This window comes from Streptomyces sp. NPDC050508, from assembly GCF_040655155.1.
GTDB lineage: Bacteria > Actinomycetota > Actinomycetes > Streptomycetales > Streptomycetaceae > Streptomyces.
Map to the genome: position 1 here is coordinate 189,266 of NZ_JBFAJJ010000008.1, position 14,793 is coordinate 204,058.

General features: G+C 70.4%; 14 protein-coding genes. 5 read left to right on the forward strand and 9 right to left on the reverse strand.

Going from position 1 to position 14,793, the window contains the following annotated elements; all coding sequences use genetic code 11:
* Positions 1 to 106 precede the first annotated feature (106 nt).
* From AB0I69_RS23970 to AB0I69_RS23990, 5 genes are read right to left on the reverse strand one after another with little or no spacing between them, the layout of a single operon-like run.
* Positions 107 to 1,255 carry an acyl-CoA dehydrogenase family protein gene (locus tag AB0I69_RS23970; protein WP_363097697.1) on the reverse strand — a complete coding sequence of 383 codons (1,149 nt, stop codon included), beginning with the start codon at positions 1,253 to 1,255 and terminating at the stop codon, positions 107 to 109.
* Positions 1,252 to 2,103: an acyl-CoA dehydrogenase gene (locus AB0I69_RS23975; protein WP_363097698.1), complete on the reverse strand. Its 852-nt coding sequence runs from the start codon at positions 2,101 to 2,103 to the stop codon at positions 1,252 to 1,254. The genes AB0I69_RS23970 and AB0I69_RS23975 overlap by 4 nt, the downstream gene beginning before the upstream one ends.
* Positions 2,093 to 3,064, reverse strand: a complete 972-nt coding sequence (locus tag AB0I69_RS23980) for an NADPH:quinone oxidoreductase family protein (RefSeq protein ID WP_363097699.1) — start codon at positions 3,062 to 3,064, stop codon at positions 2,093 to 2,095. Before AB0I69_RS23980 ends, AB0I69_RS23975 begins: the two co-directional genes overlap by 11 nt.
* A complete protein-coding gene (locus tag AB0I69_RS23985; protein WP_363097700.1) occupies positions 3,061 to 4,083 on the reverse strand; it encodes a phosphotransferase family protein in 1,023 nt (340 codons plus the stop codon). The genes AB0I69_RS23980 and AB0I69_RS23985 overlap by 4 nt, the downstream gene beginning before the upstream one ends.
* Positions 4,080 to 5,396 carry an acyl-CoA dehydrogenase family protein gene (locus tag AB0I69_RS23990; protein ID WP_363097701.1) on the reverse strand — a complete coding sequence of 439 codons (1,317 nt, stop codon included), beginning with the start codon at positions 5,394 to 5,396 and terminating at the stop codon, positions 4,080 to 4,082. The genes AB0I69_RS23985 and AB0I69_RS23990 overlap by 4 nt, the downstream gene beginning before the upstream one ends.
* A gap of 145 nt (positions 5,397 to 5,541) precedes the next feature.
* Here AB0I69_RS23990 and AB0I69_RS23995 point away from each other — a divergent pair, with 145 nt between their 5' ends.
* Both AB0I69_RS23995 and AB0I69_RS24000 read left to right on the forward strand, forming a co-directional pair.
* Positions 5,542 to 6,207 (forward strand): TetR/AcrR family transcriptional regulator, encoded by a 666-nt coding sequence (locus tag AB0I69_RS23995; protein ID WP_363097702.1) that lies wholly within the window; start codon positions 5,542 to 5,544, stop codon positions 6,205 to 6,207.
* A 94-nt stretch (positions 6,208 to 6,301) separates the two neighbouring features.
* Entirely contained in the window at positions 6,302 to 7,363 is a 1,062-nt protein-coding gene (locus tag AB0I69_RS24000) for a dihydrodipicolinate reductase (RefSeq protein ID WP_363097703.1), read from the forward strand.
* Between the two features lie 25 nt (positions 7,364 to 7,388).
* On the opposite strand, the gene AB0I69_RS24005 is transcribed toward AB0I69_RS24000, so the two are convergent.
* The 4 genes from AB0I69_RS24005 to AB0I69_RS24020 form a co-directional block, all read right to left on the reverse strand.
* Entirely contained in the window at positions 7,389 to 7,910 is a 522-nt protein-coding gene (locus AB0I69_RS24005; protein WP_363097704.1) for a MarR family transcriptional regulator, read from the reverse strand.
* 88 nt (positions 7,911 to 7,998) lie between these two features.
* The gene (locus AB0I69_RS24010; protein ID WP_363097705.1) at positions 7,999 to 9,651 is read right to left on the reverse strand and encodes a carboxylesterase family protein; all 1,653 of its coding nucleotides are present in this window, start codon (positions 9,649 to 9,651) and stop codon (positions 7,999 to 8,001) included.
* A 72-nt stretch (positions 9,652 to 9,723) separates the two neighbouring features.
* A complete protein-coding gene (locus AB0I69_RS24015) occupies positions 9,724 to 10,467 on the reverse strand; it encodes a polysaccharide deacetylase family protein (RefSeq protein ID WP_363097706.1) in 744 nt (247 codons plus the stop codon).
* A 124-nt stretch (positions 10,468 to 10,591) separates the two neighbouring features.
* Complete coding sequence (locus AB0I69_RS24020; RefSeq protein WP_363097707.1) at positions 10,592 to 12,037, reverse strand: glycosyltransferase; 1,446 nt, start codon at positions 12,035 to 12,037, stop codon at positions 10,592 to 10,594.
* 208 nt (positions 12,038 to 12,245) lie between these two features.
* Between AB0I69_RS24020 and AB0I69_RS24025 the strand changes: the two genes are divergently transcribed.
* From AB0I69_RS24025 to AB0I69_RS24035, 3 genes are all read left to right on the forward strand, one after another.
* Positions 12,246 to 12,647: a BlaI/MecI/CopY family transcriptional regulator gene (locus AB0I69_RS24025; RefSeq protein WP_363097708.1), complete on the forward strand. Its 402-nt coding sequence runs from the start codon at positions 12,246 to 12,248 to the stop codon at positions 12,645 to 12,647.
* A 4-nt stretch (positions 12,648 to 12,651) separates the two neighbouring features.
* A complete protein-coding gene (locus tag AB0I69_RS24030) occupies positions 12,652 to 13,656 on the forward strand; it encodes a M56 family metallopeptidase (RefSeq protein WP_363097709.1) in 1,005 nt (334 codons plus the stop codon).
* A 187-nt stretch (positions 13,657 to 13,843) separates the two neighbouring features.
* A complete protein-coding gene (locus AB0I69_RS24035) occupies positions 13,844 to 14,779 on the forward strand; it encodes an alpha/beta hydrolase fold domain-containing protein (protein ID WP_363097710.1) in 936 nt (311 codons plus the stop codon).
* Positions 14,780 to 14,793 lie beyond the last annotated feature (14 nt).

Below are 14,793 nucleotides of genomic sequence, written 5' to 3' on the forward strand. Positions count from 1 at the left end.
CTCTGTCGGCTCTGGGATGTCGGCTCGCTGGGCCGGCGGGTCTAGGTCGTGTCCGCGAAGTCCCGCCGTCCGCCCGAAGGGCGGGCCGGGATTTTGCGGACACGGCCTAGCGGGGCAGGCCGAGGATGCGCTCGGCGATGATGTTGCGCTGGATCTCGGACGTGCCGCCGGCGATGGTCCCGCCGAAGCTGCGCGCGTACCGCTCGAACCAACTGGCGTTGAACGTCTCCAGGTTCATATGGGTGTATGGCCCCGTCTGCACCGGATGCAACAGTGACTCGGCTCCGTGCTGTTCGAGGGCGTGCAGTTCGGCGTTCTGCGCGGCCTCGGAGCCGAGCAGCTTGAGCACCGAGATCTCCACGGGGTTCCGGTCGGGGCCGAGCAGCCGGTAGCCAAGCAACCGCAGTGCCTGGACGTCCATTTGGAGGGTCGCGTACCACTCCTCGTCGCAGGCCGCGTCATTGATCAGGGCGTCCATCCGCTCGGCGTAGTGCACCCACAGCAGGGTGCGTTCGTGGCCGAGCGAGCCGTTGGCGACGCGCCAGCCCTCGTTGAGGGGGCCGACGAGGTTCTCCTTCGGGACGTGGACGTCGGTGAAGAAGACCTCGTTGAAGTCGAGGTCGTCGGGCGCGGCGATCGATCCGAACGGCCGCCGGACCAGGCCCTCGGAGTCGGTGGGGATGAGCAGGACGCTGATCCCCTTGTGCTTGGGGGCCTCGGGGTCGGTGCGGACGAAGGTGAGCAGGACGTCGGCGTCGTGCGCGCCCGAGGTCCACACCTTCTGCCCGTTGACGACGAAGTGGTCGCCTTCGAGGACCGCGCGGGTGCGCAGCCCGGCCAGGTCGGAGCCGGCTCCGGGCTCGCTCATACCGAGCGACGCGGTGATCTCGGCGCGCAGCAGGGGTATGGCCCAGTCACGTTTCTGTTCCTCGGTGCCGAAGGTCAGCAGCGAGGCCGCGATGATGTTGAGGCCCTGCGGGTTGAAGCTGTGGTAGATGCGACGCCGGGACAACTCCTCAAGGTGGGCTACCACTTGGGGCAGGGTGGCGTTGCGACCGCCGTACTCGGGCGGCCGGGCGGGCAGCAGCCAGCCCTCGTCGAAGAGCTTGCGCTGCCAGCGCCGGGCCCAATCCGGTATGTCCGCACTGGACTTGGAGCGGACCGTGGCCTCTTCGCGAGCGGGCAGGTGCGCGTCGAGGAAGGCGCTGAAATCGGCGCGGAACCTCTCGACCTCGGGGTCGGGGGCCAGCTTCATACCAGCAGCGCCTTCCTGTGCTCGGACGCCGTACCGAGGAGCAGGTCCCCGGCCTTGGCCCGCTTGAGGTGGATCTGCAGCTCGTTCTCCCACGTGTAGCCCATGGCCCCGAACAGCTGGAACCCGTTGCGGAAACAGACCCGTTGGCAGTCTCCGGCGGCGGCCTTGGCCATCGCGGCGGCCCGGCCGCGGCGCGGGTCGTCCTCGGCGATGGTGAGTGCGGAGTAGTAGGCGAGGACCTTGGCGCGTTCGATGGCGACGTACATGTCGGCGGCCTTGTGCTTCACGGCCTGGAACGAGCCGATGGGAACACCGAATTGGTGCCGCTGCTTCACATGGGCGACGACCAGGTCGAGGATGCGCCGGCAACTGCCGACGGTGGTGACCGCGAGGCCCATCAGGGCCAGGTCCGGTACACCGGCGACCAGGTCGGGGATGTCCACCCGGGCGATGTGCAGGGTCGGGTCGAAGACGGACAGCCGCTCGGCCGCCAGCTCCTTTCCGTCCCGTACGACGACGCCGTCGGAGGTGAGAAGAGCGATCTCGTCCGCACGGTCGGCGTCGAGGACGAACCGTCCCTCCCCGTCGAAGACCCCGGTGCCGGAGCCGCGTGGCAGCCGCCCGGCCAGCGGCGCGAACCAGGTGGCCGTGGCGAGGAAGGGCGTCGGATCGGCGGCGTAGCCCAACTCCTCCAGAACGATGGCCAGTTCGACCGGAGGGGCTTCGAGCCAGCCCAACTCCAGGTAGGTGTCCCAGAGTTGTTTCTCGGGCAGTGACCGTGACTTGGTGACCGTCTCGCGGACCACTCGCTGGAGCAGCCGCTGGTCGTCGTCGAACTCAAACTCCATGCGCGACCTCCAGAAGGACTTTGCCGATGGCGCGGCGCCCCAGGCTGAGGGCATCGGCGACTTCGGCGAGCGGATACACGGCGTGGACGCGGGGCCGGATCTTCCCGGCGGCGAACAGTCCGTGGAGTTCGGTGCGGGCGGCGACCAGGTCGTCCCGCTGATGCCGCGCCCAGCCGCCGAGGTCGAAGCCGTGCAGGCTGACCCCTTTGAGCATCGGGAGGTTGAGCGGGATACGCGGGATCTCCCCGCTCGCGAACCCCACACTCACGAACCGTCCGCCCCAGCGCATGGCCCGCAACGCCTCTTCCGCGTAGGGCCCGCCGACGGGGTCGATCACGACATCGGCGCCGCCCGCGTCCCGCAGGGTCCGCTTCAGATCGTCGTACGGCAGGGTCAGGCGCGCGCCCTGCTCGGCGCACACCGTCCGTTTCTCCTCCGTCGAGGCGACGGCGACGACCTCCGCGCCGAGCAGCGCGGCGAGTTCGACGGCCGCGAGGCCGACGCCACCGGCCGCGCCGAGGACGGCGACCCGCTCGCCGGGGCGTACGTCGGCGACCAGGCGGAGTGCGTCGAAGGCGGTGGCGTGGCTGACCCCGAAGGCCGCCGCGCGCTCGGTGGGAATGCCGTCGGGGATGCGGCTCAGGCCGGCCGGGCGGGCGGTGACGCGTTCGGCGAAGGCGCCGACGAACATCGAGCCGAAGACCCGCTCGCCCTTCTCGAATCCGCTCGCGGAGGCGGCGACGACGCCGGCGAACTCGCTGCCGGGGGTGAAGGGCGGTTCCGCCTTCACCTGATAGGCGCCGTCGATCACGAGAACGTCGGCGAAGTTGACGGCGGCGTAGTGCACGTCGACCGGAATGCCGTTCTCTTCCTCGGTGAACTCCGGTCCGGGGAGGGCCGGTTCGGGGATGTCCTCGACGACGACCGGGCCGCCGACGGTGTTGCAGCGGGCGGCTCTCATAGCCGGGTCGTCGCGGCGAGTTCGGCCGCCTGGGCGGCCATCTGCAGGACGACGTCGCCGTAGTGGGCCATCTTCGGGTTGCCGCCCTCGCCCCTCACATGCCGGGCGTAGCCGCCTTCGAGGACCACGGCCATCTTGAACCGGGCGAGGATCACGTAGTAGTCGATCTCGCTGACGTCGCGACCGCTGACCTTGGCGTAGTGCTCCAGCAGATCGGCGCGGTCGGGCATGCCGGTGTAGTCGACGTACCCCTTCTGGGTCCGGTCCTCGTCGGCGTCCGGCCAGCCCATGACGACCCAGCCGAGGTCGAGCAACGGGTCGCCGACGGTGGCCATTTCGAAGTCGACCAGGGCGGCGAGCTCGGCGGGTGCGCCGTGGTGGAACATGACGTTGGCGAACTGGTAGTCGCCGTGGATGATGCCGGGTTCCCAGTGGGCGGGACGGTGTTCTCGCAGCCAGGCTGCGGCGTTCTCCAGGCCGGGTATCTCGCGGAACTTGAACTTGGCGAGGTGGGCGAGCCAGCGGTCGACCTGCCGGTCGTGGAAGCCGTCGGGGCGGCCGAAGCCCTCCAGTGCCTGGGCCCGCCAGTCCACGTTGCCCAACTTGGCGATGCCTTCGACGAGTTGGTACGCGAGGCCGGGACGCAGCGACAGGTCACTGAGGAAGGGCTCGGGCCAGCCGTCGGAGTTCATCGGCGACCAGCCGTCGACGTGCGCCATGAGATAGAAGCAGGAGCCGAGCACGCTCGTGTCGTCGCAGACGGCGATCGCCTCGGGGTGCGGGACGTCCGTGCCGTTGAGGGCTTTGAGAACGCGGTATTCACGCAGCATGGTCTCGTTGCGCCCCGGCGGAACCTTCTCCGGCGGTTTGCGCAGCACCATGCTCATCTCGCCGCGCCGGATGCCGTAGATCTCGTTGGAGGTGCCTCCGGAGATGTACGACGTCTCGACGGGTTCGCCGGAGGCGATGCCCCGGTCGTCCAGCCAGCGGGCGAGCAATTCCGTGTTGGCGAGCGTCACAGCAGGTCCTCCAACTGCTTCCGGGCCCATTCGCGGCGGGTGGGCAGGTGCTGGGTGGGCCACAGGCCGGGGGCCGCTTCGTAACCGCGCAGCACGTCACGGGCGACCGTGATCTTGTGGACCTCGGTGGGGCCGTCGACGACCGCCATGACGGCAGCGCCGTTCCACATGTCGGCGAACGGCATTTCGTTCGACACGCCGAGGGCGCCGTGCAGATGCATCGAGCGGTACACGATGTCGTGCAACACCTTCGGGGTGAGGAACTTGATGGCGGCGATGTCCTTCCGGACCCGCTTGTAGTCCTGGTAGCGGTCGATCTGCCAGGCGGTGTAGAGGACGAACAGCCGGAACTGGGCGAGTTGGGCGTAGGAGTCGGCGAGGTCGGCGCGCACGAGTTGCTTGTCCGCGAGCCGCTCGCCCTGGGTCTCGCGTGACAGGGCCCGCTCGGCCATCATGTCGAGCGCCTTCTGGCTCTGGCCCACGACCCGCATCGCGTGGTGGACGCGGCCACCGCCGAGCCGGGTCTGGGCTATCGCGAAGGCCTGGCCCTCGCCGCCGAGCAGTGCGTCGGCGGGGACGCGGACGCCGTCGTAGGCGATGAGGGCGTGCATTCCCTCGTCGGTGGCCTCGCCCATGATGCCGAGGTGGCGCTCGATGCGGACGCCGGGGGTGTCGCTGGGCACGAGGAACATCGACATGCCCTTGTAGGGGCTGACGTCGGGGTTCGTCACGGCCATTACGATGACGAACTTCGAGGTGCGGGCGTTGGAGGAGAAGAACTTGCGGCCGGTGATGACCCAGTCTCCCCCACTCTCGGCTCCGCTCGAGCGGGAGGTGCCCCCACCGTCGCGCACGGCGCGGGTGGTGAACATCGTGGGGTCGGCGCCGGCCTGCGGCTCGGTCATGGAGAAGCAGGAGAAGCACTCACCCTCCAGTAGCGGCTGGAGGTAGCGCTCCTTCTGTTCGTCGGTGCCGTAACGGGCGATAATTTCGGCGTTTCCGGTGTCGGGTGCGGCCGTGCCGAAGATGACGGGGGCCCAACTCGACTGGCCCAGGATCTCGTTGATGAGCGCCAGCTTGACCTGGCCGAAGCCGCGCCCGCCGAGCTCGGGGCCGAGGTGCGGTGCCCACAGGCCCTCGTCGCGGACCTGTTGCTTCAATGCCCGGACAATCGGGCCGAGTTCGTCGTCGAGGGGGTGGTAGGCCCGGTCCGGATACAGCAGGTCCAGTGGCTCCACACGCTCGGAGCGGAACTGCCTGATCCACTCCAGCTTCTCCTCGAACTCCGGCTCGGTGGAAAAGTCCCATGCCATGTCAGACGAACCTCCTGCCAACCCGGACGGATGCCGATGAGAATATCATTCTCATCTCACGCAAGTAAGGGTCTCGAAACCTGCAGTGTGGGCTTCGGTAGGGGAAGCCGAGGTGTTACCGCTGAAGTGGAGTATCGTTCTTCATGTGACAGCTGTCCCCGAAGAACAACCAGCCTGGCGCCAGCGCGCCGTTGAGCGTTCCACCCGCGCCGCCAAGCTCCGCGCCGAACAACGTGTGCAGCGCTTCCTGGACGCGGCGCAGGAACTCATCGCGGAGAAGCGGACGACGGACTTCACCGTCCAGGAGGTCGTGGACCGCTCCAAACAGTCACTCCGCAGCTTCTATCAGCACTTCGACGGCAAACACGAGCTGCTGCTCGCCCTGTTCGAGGATGCGTTGTCCAAGTCGGCGGCCGAGATCCGCGAAGCCGCCGGCGCCCAGTCGGATCCGCTCCAGGCGCTGCGGCTCGCCGTGACGATGCTCTTCGAGCAGTCGCTGTCCAACCCCGGTGTGGAGCGCCCGCTGTTCAGCGACTTCGCACTCCAACTCCTCGTGAAGCACCCCGCACAGGTGGCGACCGCTCATCTCCCCCTGCACCAGGTGTTCACGGAGTTGGTCGAGCAGGCCGAGGACGCCGGTGTCATCCCCGCCGGGAAGCCTCGCCGTCAGGCCTCGATCCTGATGCAGACGGTCATGTTCGTCGCGCAGGGCAACGGCGTTCCGGCCGGCAGCCACGCGGCGGCGGTCAACGCCGAGGAGGTCTGGCAGTTCTGTCTCGGCGGCCTCTCGGGCGTCCCGGTGCGCAGTTGACGGTCCCCGGTACGTAGTTGAGGGTTCCCCTGCGTAATTGACGCTCCCCATAGCGGAGAGTACGGTTCTCGCCCACCGAAACGGGAGGTGGGCGATGACCGAGCCGCTACGGCGTGACGTGCAGCGCTACCGGGTCGTGCAGTGGGCCACGGGGAACATCGGTGCCCGCACCCTGCGTGCAGTACTGGAGCATCCGAACCTGACCTTGGCCGGTGTGTATGTCCATGCACCGGCCAAGGCGGGCCTGGACGCGGGCGAGTTGAGCGGGGGCGGGCTCGGCACGACCGGAGTCGTAGCCACCCACGACGTCGACGAGATCCTCGCGCTCGGCGCCGACTGTGTCCTTTACACCCCGCGCAGCTGTGATTTCGACGAGGTGTGCACGCTGCTCTCGTCAGGTGTGAACGTAGTGTCGACGCGGGCCGAGTTCCATCACGCGCCCAGTCTCGAACCGGCCACGCGGAAGCGGATCGAGGACGCGTGCGAGCGCGGCGGGACCTCGGTCCACAGCACGGGCAGCAGCCCCGGATTCATCACGGAGGCCCTGCCTCTCGCGCTCACCTCGATCCAGCGGCGGCTCGACGCGCTGACGATCGACGAGTTCGCGGACCTCTCCCAACGGGACTCCCCCGGGCTGCTGTTCGAGGTGATGGGCTTCGGACAGCCCCCTACCGCATTCGGTGAGCAGCGGCTGGCGGGACTGCGTGACAGCTTCGGCCCGTCGTTGCGTCTGCTCGCCGAGGCGCTCAGGACACCGCTCGACTCGGTGGAGGCGATCGGCGAGGTCGCGACCGCCCGGCACACCACCCGCATCGCCGCGGGCACACTGCCGGTGGGCACGGTGGCCGCGCAGCGGATCACGGTCTCCGGACTGCGGAAAGGCCAGCCCCTGCTGCGGTTCCGGGCCAACTGGTACTGCACCACGGACCTCGACCCCGCCTGGAACCTCCGTGCCACCGGCTGGCATGTCGCAGTAGAAGGGGACGCACCACTCGACATCGACCTGCGCTTCCCCGTGCCCCTCGACCGGATGGCCGCGATGTCCCCGTCCTACACCGCGAACCGCGCGGTGAACGCCGTACCGTTCGTCTGCGCGGCACCCCCCGGAATCCGTACCACGGCCGACCTTCCCCAGATCGTCGCCGACCTCGAATGAAGCCGGCCCGACCCGTACCCGACACTCAGGCGGTGCCGGCCGGCGCTGCGACCTCCGGCTCGCCGTCCTCGTCGATCGCGTAGTTCAGGAAGTCGTCGACCATGCGGTGGAACAGCGTGGCCAGTTGCTGCAGTTCGTCCGTCGACCACTCCGAGAGGGCCATCTGCATTCCGCGCGCACCGGCGTCCCGCACACTGTCGACGGCCTTCTGTCCGGCCTGGGTCAGCTCGATCCGCTGGGCACGGCGGTCGTCGGGGTCGGGCACTCGGGTGACGTAGCCGGACTTCTGGAGCTGCTGCACCGTCCGGGTCACATGCGAGGCCTCGACCCCGAGGCGGTTGGCCAGTTCCCCTGGGCGCAGCGGCTCGGAGTCGGCGACCTGCCGCAGCAACGCCACCGCCGCACGGTCCAGGGGCACACCGGCGAGGGCCATGAGCCGGTCGTGCTGGCGGGCTCGGGTGCTCAGGTAGGTGATCCGAGTGAGGGCTCGCTCGATCTCGGTCACCTCCGGGGAGGCGGGGGTGGTGGGGACCGATGGTGTGGGCATGGAACCCACTTTACCATATTGTTGCGTAACTCAAGTAAGTTACTGCCGACGTTTACCACGCCTACTGCCGACAGCCTACGTCCTCCGGTCACCAAGGCTTCTGGCTCGCGAAGAACCGTTCGAAGAAGTCCACCTTGGTCGCGTCCGCGAGGGACAGCGGGCCGAACCGGTCGCCGAGTTCCATCGTGGTCGCGAAGCGGTGGTTCGCCGCGGGCCAGCGGGTGAGGCCGGGGCCGTTGGGGTCGCCGTGGGTCACGAAGTTCACCACGTAGTCGGACAGGGTGTCGGCCACCATGCGGTCCGCGTCGGTCCAGGGCAGGTTCGTGGCGTAGAGGTTGTCGAAGACGTAGTTGATCTCCGAACCGTGGTAGGCGCCACGGGAGTTGGCGCCGGTCGCAGTCGGCGGGACGTGCTCCCAGTAGTACGTGAAGACCGGGCTCTTCGCCGTCTTCGCCCACTCCGCCGCCCACAGGTTCGCGGAGACGCGTGAGCCCTCGCGGGCGGAGGCGTTGCGGGCCTGGCCCGCCTCCGTGTCGGTGGTGGCGGGGTAGAGCTTCAGGAACTCGTCGGCGAGAGTGCCATACTCCTTCTCCGCGACGCTCTCGTAGTCCGCGAGCTTCACGGTCGGGCTCGGGGAGGCGCCGTTCTCGTCCTTGTTCCCGCCGGCCAGGACGGGCACGTCGTTCAAGTGGCCACCCGCCAGGGCCTGTTCGTAGGTCCACGGCTTGACCCAGCCGTCGAGGACCGGGCGGAACTCCGGCGGGTTGCCGTTCACCGGTCCGCCGACCGTGGTGTCGTTGGCGTTCTGACCCGCCATCAACTTGGCGCTGTCCAGGGCCCGGAGAGCGGTCAGCGAGGTGGCCCCGAGTGCTTCGGCGTACGCGGTGCCCTGGCTCTCGGCTGTTTCCAGCGTGCGGTACGACGCTGCCAGCGCGGCGATTTCGGGGTCACCGGTGGCGCGGGCGCCGGCACTCTCGGAGATCGCACCCTGGAACAGGCCCTTGGCGAGCGGGGAGTAGATGAGGTGCATCACCGAGGCGCCGCCCGCCGACTGGCCGGCGATGGTCACGCGGTCCGGGTCGCCGCCGAACGAGGCGATGTTGCGGCGTACCCAGTGCAGGGCCGAAATCTGGTCGAGGAGACCGTAGTTGCCGGATGCCCGGTGGCCGGACTCCGCGCTGAGTTCGGGCGTGGAGAGGAAACCGAACACGCCGGTGCGGTAGTTGAGGGTCACCACGACCAGGCCCTTGGCGGCGAGGCCCGCGCCGTCGAAGCCGGGGTCGGAGGCGTAGCCGCCGGTGAACCGGCCGCCGTAGATCCAGACCAGGATCGGGCGCTTCTCCCGTGAACTCGCCGCTCCGGTCCAGACGTTGAGGTTGAGGCAGTCCTCGCTCATGGTGACCGAGGCCGAACCCATCATCTGCTGCGGGCAGATGTCTCCGAAGGTGTCCGCGACGCGCACGCCCGTCCAGGACTTGGCCCGCTGCGGCGGGCGCCAGCGGTTGTCGCCCGCTGTGTTCGCCGCGTACGGCAGTCCCTTGAACACGGTGACGCCGGAGACCAGGGAGGCCACACCGGACACTCGGCCGGTGTCGATCCGGAGCGGGCCGGTGAGTGGGGTTCCGGAGGTCTTGCGATCCGCCGCGTCGGCGCTCGTTCCTGCGCCGACGAGTGCGGCCGTCGCGGCGACGGTCAGCGACCCGTTGAGGAAGGTGCGGCGGTTCATGGCGTTCGACAGCATGGGGGGCTCCCTGGTCTAGGTACTTGCGAACGTAAATTCCGCCGACCAGGAGTGCCAACAATATTGTGAACTTCAGAGCAGATCCACAGCATGCTCCCGCAGTGGCCCCACCGACAGCCCGCGCATCGCGCAGGTGTCGAGGATGCGGGGCACGGCGCCGAGGGTGGCGCGCCAGGAGCCGGGTGCCGAGGTGCAGTCGGAGTCGTGGAGCAGGACGGTGCCGCCGCCGCGCAGGTCCGCGGTGACCGTCCGGTGGACGGACTCCGGTGTGGCGCGGGCCCTCCAGTCCTCGCCCCAGGCCGTCCACAGCACCGGGGTGAGGTCCAGGCGGCGGGCGGCGAGGTGGGCGGCGGTCGACATCACGCCGTAGGGCGGGCGGAAGAGTTGTGGTGTGCGTCCGGTGAGGTCGCCGACCGTGTCGCGGGCGCGGGCCAGGTCGTCGTGGGTGGCGCGGGGGCCGCGCAGCAGCAGCGGGCGGTGGAGCCAGCCGTGGACGGCGATCTCATGTCCGGCGGCGGCGATCTCGCGGACCAGGCCCGGGGCGCGTACGGCCTGGTTGCCGAGGAGGAAGAAGGTGGCGTGCACCCGGCGCTCGTCGAGCAGGCGCAGGAACAGCGGGGTGGACAGCGGGTCCGGGCCGTCGTCGAAGGTGAGCGCCACGTGGTCTGTCCGGCCGCGGCCGGAGAGGCGGGGCATGACGCGGTTGCGGAGCGGCCCGTAGGTGGAGAGGACGGGGGCGGCGTACACGGCGGCGAGTACGGGGAGCGCGGGGAGCGCGACGCGGGCGGTTGCGCGGAGGAGGCGTACGGCGGTCATGAGCGGCGGCCCTTCGCAAAGCCCGCGACGGATGCGACGGACTCGACGGACGCGGTGTGCGCGGCGGCTGGGACCGGCAGCGCGACGCAGGCGGTCGTAGAGGGAAGGGGAAGGCGTACGGCCGTCACTGGTGGCCGCCCTTCGCATAGCCCGCGTGAGCCACGTGGAACGCGTGACCCTCATGGTGTCCGTGGCCCAGGTCGTCGAGGTCGAGGCCCTGTCCTATGACGTGTATCAGGTGCGGGGCGCCGTCGGTCGTGGCCACCGCCGTGCCGACCGCGCCTGCCCAGACCGCGCAGGCCAGGGCGGTGGTGGTCGCGAGCCGTCGGGCGGCCGGGCGGGCGACCCGCCGGGCGGCGGCTGGTGGGGTGGGGCCGACGCCCGCCCGGCAGACCCGGGCGGTCTCGGCGGCCGGGCCGCGGTCCGAGCCGACGGGCTCGCCCACGAACAGGGCGAGGCCCGCCTCCCGCTGCAACAGCCCACGCGGGCCGTCTATCAACTCGCTCAGCACGTACTTGAGTTGGGCCGGATCACGGATCCACGCGGCCACGCCCGCCTCGTCCAGGGCAGCCGCGTTGGTGAGTCCGTGGCCGGGTATGCAGCCGTAGCTGGCGACGGGCAGGCCCGCGGCGAAGGCCTCCAGTGAGGTCAGTCCGCCGGCGTTCTGGACCAGGACATCGGCGGCGTGCATCAGGCCGGGCATGTCGTCGACCCAGCCGTAGACGTGCTCGACGCCGTCCGCGCGGAGCTGGTCGGCCAGCGCCTCGTTGCGGCCGCAGACCACGACCGGTACGGCCGCACCGCAGTCGCGCAGGTCACGGGCCACCTGCCGGACCGGGCCCACGCCCCAGGAGCCGGCGACCAGCAGGGCCAGCGGGGCGTTCGCGGGCAGACCGAAGCGGGCGCGGGCGGCGCCGCGCTGTGTCGCGTCCACCGGGTGGAAGCGCGGGTCGGCCACCGGGCCGCACACCCGGACGTCGTGCGCGCCGGCGGCCCGGGCCTGCGTGGCGGGCACGGCGTGCAGCGCGAGGTGGATGTCGACGCCGTCGGCCACCCACAGCGGGTGCACCGAGAAGTCGGTCAGGTAGGTGAGGACGGGGACGGTCAGCCGGCCCGAGAGGCGGAGGTTGCCCAGGACCCGGCTCGCGCCCGGGTAGGTCGAGACGACGACGCCCGTGTCGGCGGGCAGCGCGCGGAGCAGCCGTTCCTCGGCCGAGCGCAGCAACGCCCGCGCGACGGGGCCGCCGCCACCGGCGCGTTCCGTGCTGCTGTAGATCCGCTGGTAGGCCCACGGCGCCCGGACGAGCAGGCGGTGGTAGCCGTCCCGTACGAGCCGGCCGAGCCGCGCGGGCAGTACGTCCAGCAGGTCGAACCTGTCGACCGTGAGTCCGGCCGCCACCAGGCGCCGTTCCAACTCGGCGGCGGCGCCGTCGTGACCGGCTCCGACGCTCGCCGAGACGATCACGACACGCTCGGCCGCCGACGGGCGGCTGGGCGGGATCGTCTGCTTGGGGCGCAGGGTGGCGGCCGCGAGGGCGCGCAGATGCACCGTGCTTCCGAGGTAGGGCATGGGCTTTTTCCTCCGCAGGTGGAGTGGAGCGGCGAAACTCTACAACATGTAGTAGGTAAGGTCGTACAACATGTAGTAGGTCGCGTTCGCAAAGCCCTTGACCAGCCCCTCGACCGATCCCTTCGAGCCCTTGGCGCACTTCCTACAGGGCGTAGTAGGTCGGCGGGTAGGCTGTGACGCCGAGCGGTGAAAGGCGGTGGGGTGAACAGTGCACGACCGGACGAGCGACGAACCCGGCTCGACATCGGGCAGGCGGGCGCGCGGCGAGCTGGAGAGCGGTGTTCTCGCCGCGCTCTACGACTCCGACGAGCCGCAGACCGCACGCCAGGTCAGGGACCGGCTGCCGGGAGACCTCGCCTACACCACCGTGCTCACGATCCTGTCGCGCCTCTACGACAAGGGCATGCTCGTCCGGCACCACGCGGGCCGCGGCTACGCGTACGCGCCGGCCCGGGACGAGGCCACCCACACCGCGGAGCGGATGCGCTCGCTGCTGGAGCACGGCACCGACCGCGAGGCGGTGCTCACCCGCTTCGTCTCCGAACTGTCCGAACAGGACGAGCAGTTGCTGCAGCGACTGCTCTCCGGCCGCACCGACGAAGGACCGTGAGCCGGTGCTGATCAGTGTGTACGTCCCCCTCCTGATCACCATGGTCGTCGCGGTGTTCGCGCCCCGCGCCTCCCGTCGACTGGCCCCGCGCCCGGCCGCCCGGTCGCTGGCCTCCGCCGCGCTGGTGGCGTCGCTGGGCTGGCTGGGCTCGTTGGCGCTGCTGGCCTTCGCCGGGCTGGCGCAGATCCCCCAGGTCGCCGAGGAGGGCCGGTGGTCGGTCGCCGCCGTGCGCGCCTCCGACCCGGTGTACCTCACGGTCGCCGGGGTCGCCGCACTCGCCCTCCTCGCGTCCCTCACGGGCCTCGCCGTCGCCGCGACACGTCAGCTACAACACCTGCGCTGGGCCCGCCGCGAATGCCGACTGCTGCCCGGCGACACGGAGTTGGCCGTCCTGGACATGGAGTTGCCGGAGGCGTTCGCGCTGCCCGGGGCGCCGGGGCGGATCGTGGTGTCACGCGGGATGCTGCGCTGCCTCGGCGACCGCGAACGCGAGGCGCTTCTCGCCCACGAGCGGGCGCATCTGCGCGGTCGGCACCATCTCTTCCAGACCCTCTGGCGGCTCTCCGCCGCCGTGAATCCGCTGCTACGACCGCTGTCCGACGCCGGCGGCTTCGCCCTGGAGCGCTGGGCCGACGAGGAGGCCGCGGTGCGCGTCGGCGATCGTACGGTCGTCGCCCGCGCCGTGGGCCGGGCCGCCCTCGCCACTTCGGCGAACCGCTCCCGTCCGGCGCTGGCCGCGACCGGCGGGGCGGTGCCGCAGCGGGTACGGGCGCTGCTGGCGCCCCCTCCCCCGCGCCGGGCCCTGCCGTTCGTCGCGGGCGCGGCCCTGCTCGTCGTGTGCTGCGCGAGCCTGGCCGACGCCGCGAACGACAGCGAGCAGATGATCGAGACGGCCCAGCATGCGGCGTGCGAAGCGGCGGAGGCCACGGCCGTGTCGGCGTCGTCGGTCCCGTCGCACGGGCTGTGCTGTGAACACGGACCACCGGACGGGCCCCTCCAGCGGCGCTGACCAGCAGGCCGACCCCACGACTGCATCGCCGGGCGAATCCCCCAACACCCCTGAACAGCGCCGATCACGGAATCCACCCCACATGCACCCGTGTTATCGTCGCCCTACCCATCGCCAGGATTCCTGTTGATTGACCCTGGTGATCGGAAGGGAACCCCCGTCGCGCGCACTCCACGAATGGAGCGGCATGTCTGTTCTGGCCCGGCCGGCGGTGGCCGCCCTCGCCGCCAAGTCCTTCCAGCGTCTCGCCGTGATGGCCGACCGGCGCCCGAGCGGGCGCGGCTCCGCCGCGTCCTCGCATCAGCGGCTGCCTGAATTTCCGCGCCGGACACGGGAGTTGACGATCCCGACGAGCATCGCCCCGGCGCGCGTCACCGTGTACCTGCCCGCCGGCGAGGGCCCGCCTCCGCCGGTGCACGTGAACTTCCACGGCGGCGGCTATGTCGTGCCGCTGACCGAACTGGACGACCCGCTGTGCCGCTTCCTCGCCGCGGAGGCGGGCGTCGTGGTCGTCAACGTCGACTACGTCGTCGCACCGCAGCACCCGTTCCCCGCGCCGCCCCGGCAGGCCTTCGAAGTGGTCCGGTGGATCGCGGAGCACGGCGGTGAGCAGGGCTGGGACGGCGACCGGCTCACCGTGGGCGGGCAGAGTGCCGGAGGTGGACTCGCTGCGGCGGTGGCCCGGCAGGCGCTGGAAGAGGGCGGTCCCTCCATCGCGCTCCAAGTGCTGCACTATCCGCCGCTGGACCTCGCGACCAGCGCCAAGGACAAGCAGGCCGCCATCGCCAAGCCCGTGTTGCGGCCCTGGATGGCCGAGGTCTTCGACACGTCGTACGTCCCGGATCCCAAGGTGCGCGGCGACCGGCTGGTGTCGCCCGCCCATCCGTCGGACACCGCGGACCTGAAGGGCATCGCTCCGGCTCTGGTCGTCACGGCCGAGTACGACCTGCTCAAGGCGGAGGGCGTGCGCTATGCCGACCGGCTGCGTACGGCCGGGGCCCTGGTGGAGTACGTCGACGTCGCCGGAGCCGACCACGGCTACGACGGCAAGGACGACGAACGGGCCCTGCGGACCTACTCCCTGATTGCCCGTCAGATACGGGAAGCCGTGGGCACCGCCTGAACTCCCTTCCCGGA

Coding starts and splice junctions, on each gene's coding strand:
- AB0I69_RS24005 (WP_363097704.1), bottom strand. CDS start 7,910: ATGCCCACACCATCGGTCCCCACCACCCCCGCCTCCCCGGAGGTGACC.
- AB0I69_RS23980 (WP_363097699.1), bottom strand. CDS start 3,064: ATGAGAGCCGCCCGCTGCAACACCGTCGGCGGCCCGGTCGTCGTCGAG.
- AB0I69_RS23975 (WP_363097698.1), bottom strand. CDS start 2,103: ATGGAGTTTGAGTTCGACGACGACCAGCGGCTGCTCCAGCGAGTGGTC.
- AB0I69_RS24000 (WP_363097703.1), top strand. CDS start 6,302: ATGACCGAGCCGCTACGGCGTGACGTGCAGCGCTACCGGGTCGTGCAG.
- AB0I69_RS23990 (WP_363097701.1), bottom strand. CDS start 5,396: ATGGCATGGGACTTTTCCACCGAGCCGGAGTTCGAGGAGAAGCTGGAG.
- AB0I69_RS24010 (WP_363097705.1), bottom strand. CDS start 9,651: ATGCTGTCGAACGCCATGAACCGCCGCACCTTCCTCAACGGGTCGCTG.
- AB0I69_RS24035 (WP_363097710.1), top strand. CDS start 13,844: ATGTCTGTTCTGGCCCGGCCGGCGGTGGCCGCCCTCGCCGCCAAGTCC.
- AB0I69_RS23970 (WP_363097697.1), bottom strand. CDS start 1,255: ATGAAGCTGGCCCCCGACCCCGAGGTCGAGAGGTTCCGCGCCGATTTC.
- AB0I69_RS24020 (WP_363097707.1), bottom strand. CDS start 12,037: ATGCCCTACCTCGGAAGCACGGTGCATCTGCGCGCCCTCGCGGCCGCC.
- AB0I69_RS24015 (WP_363097706.1), bottom strand. CDS start 10,467: ATGACCGCCGTACGCCTCCTCCGCGCAACCGCCCGCGTCGCGCTCCCC.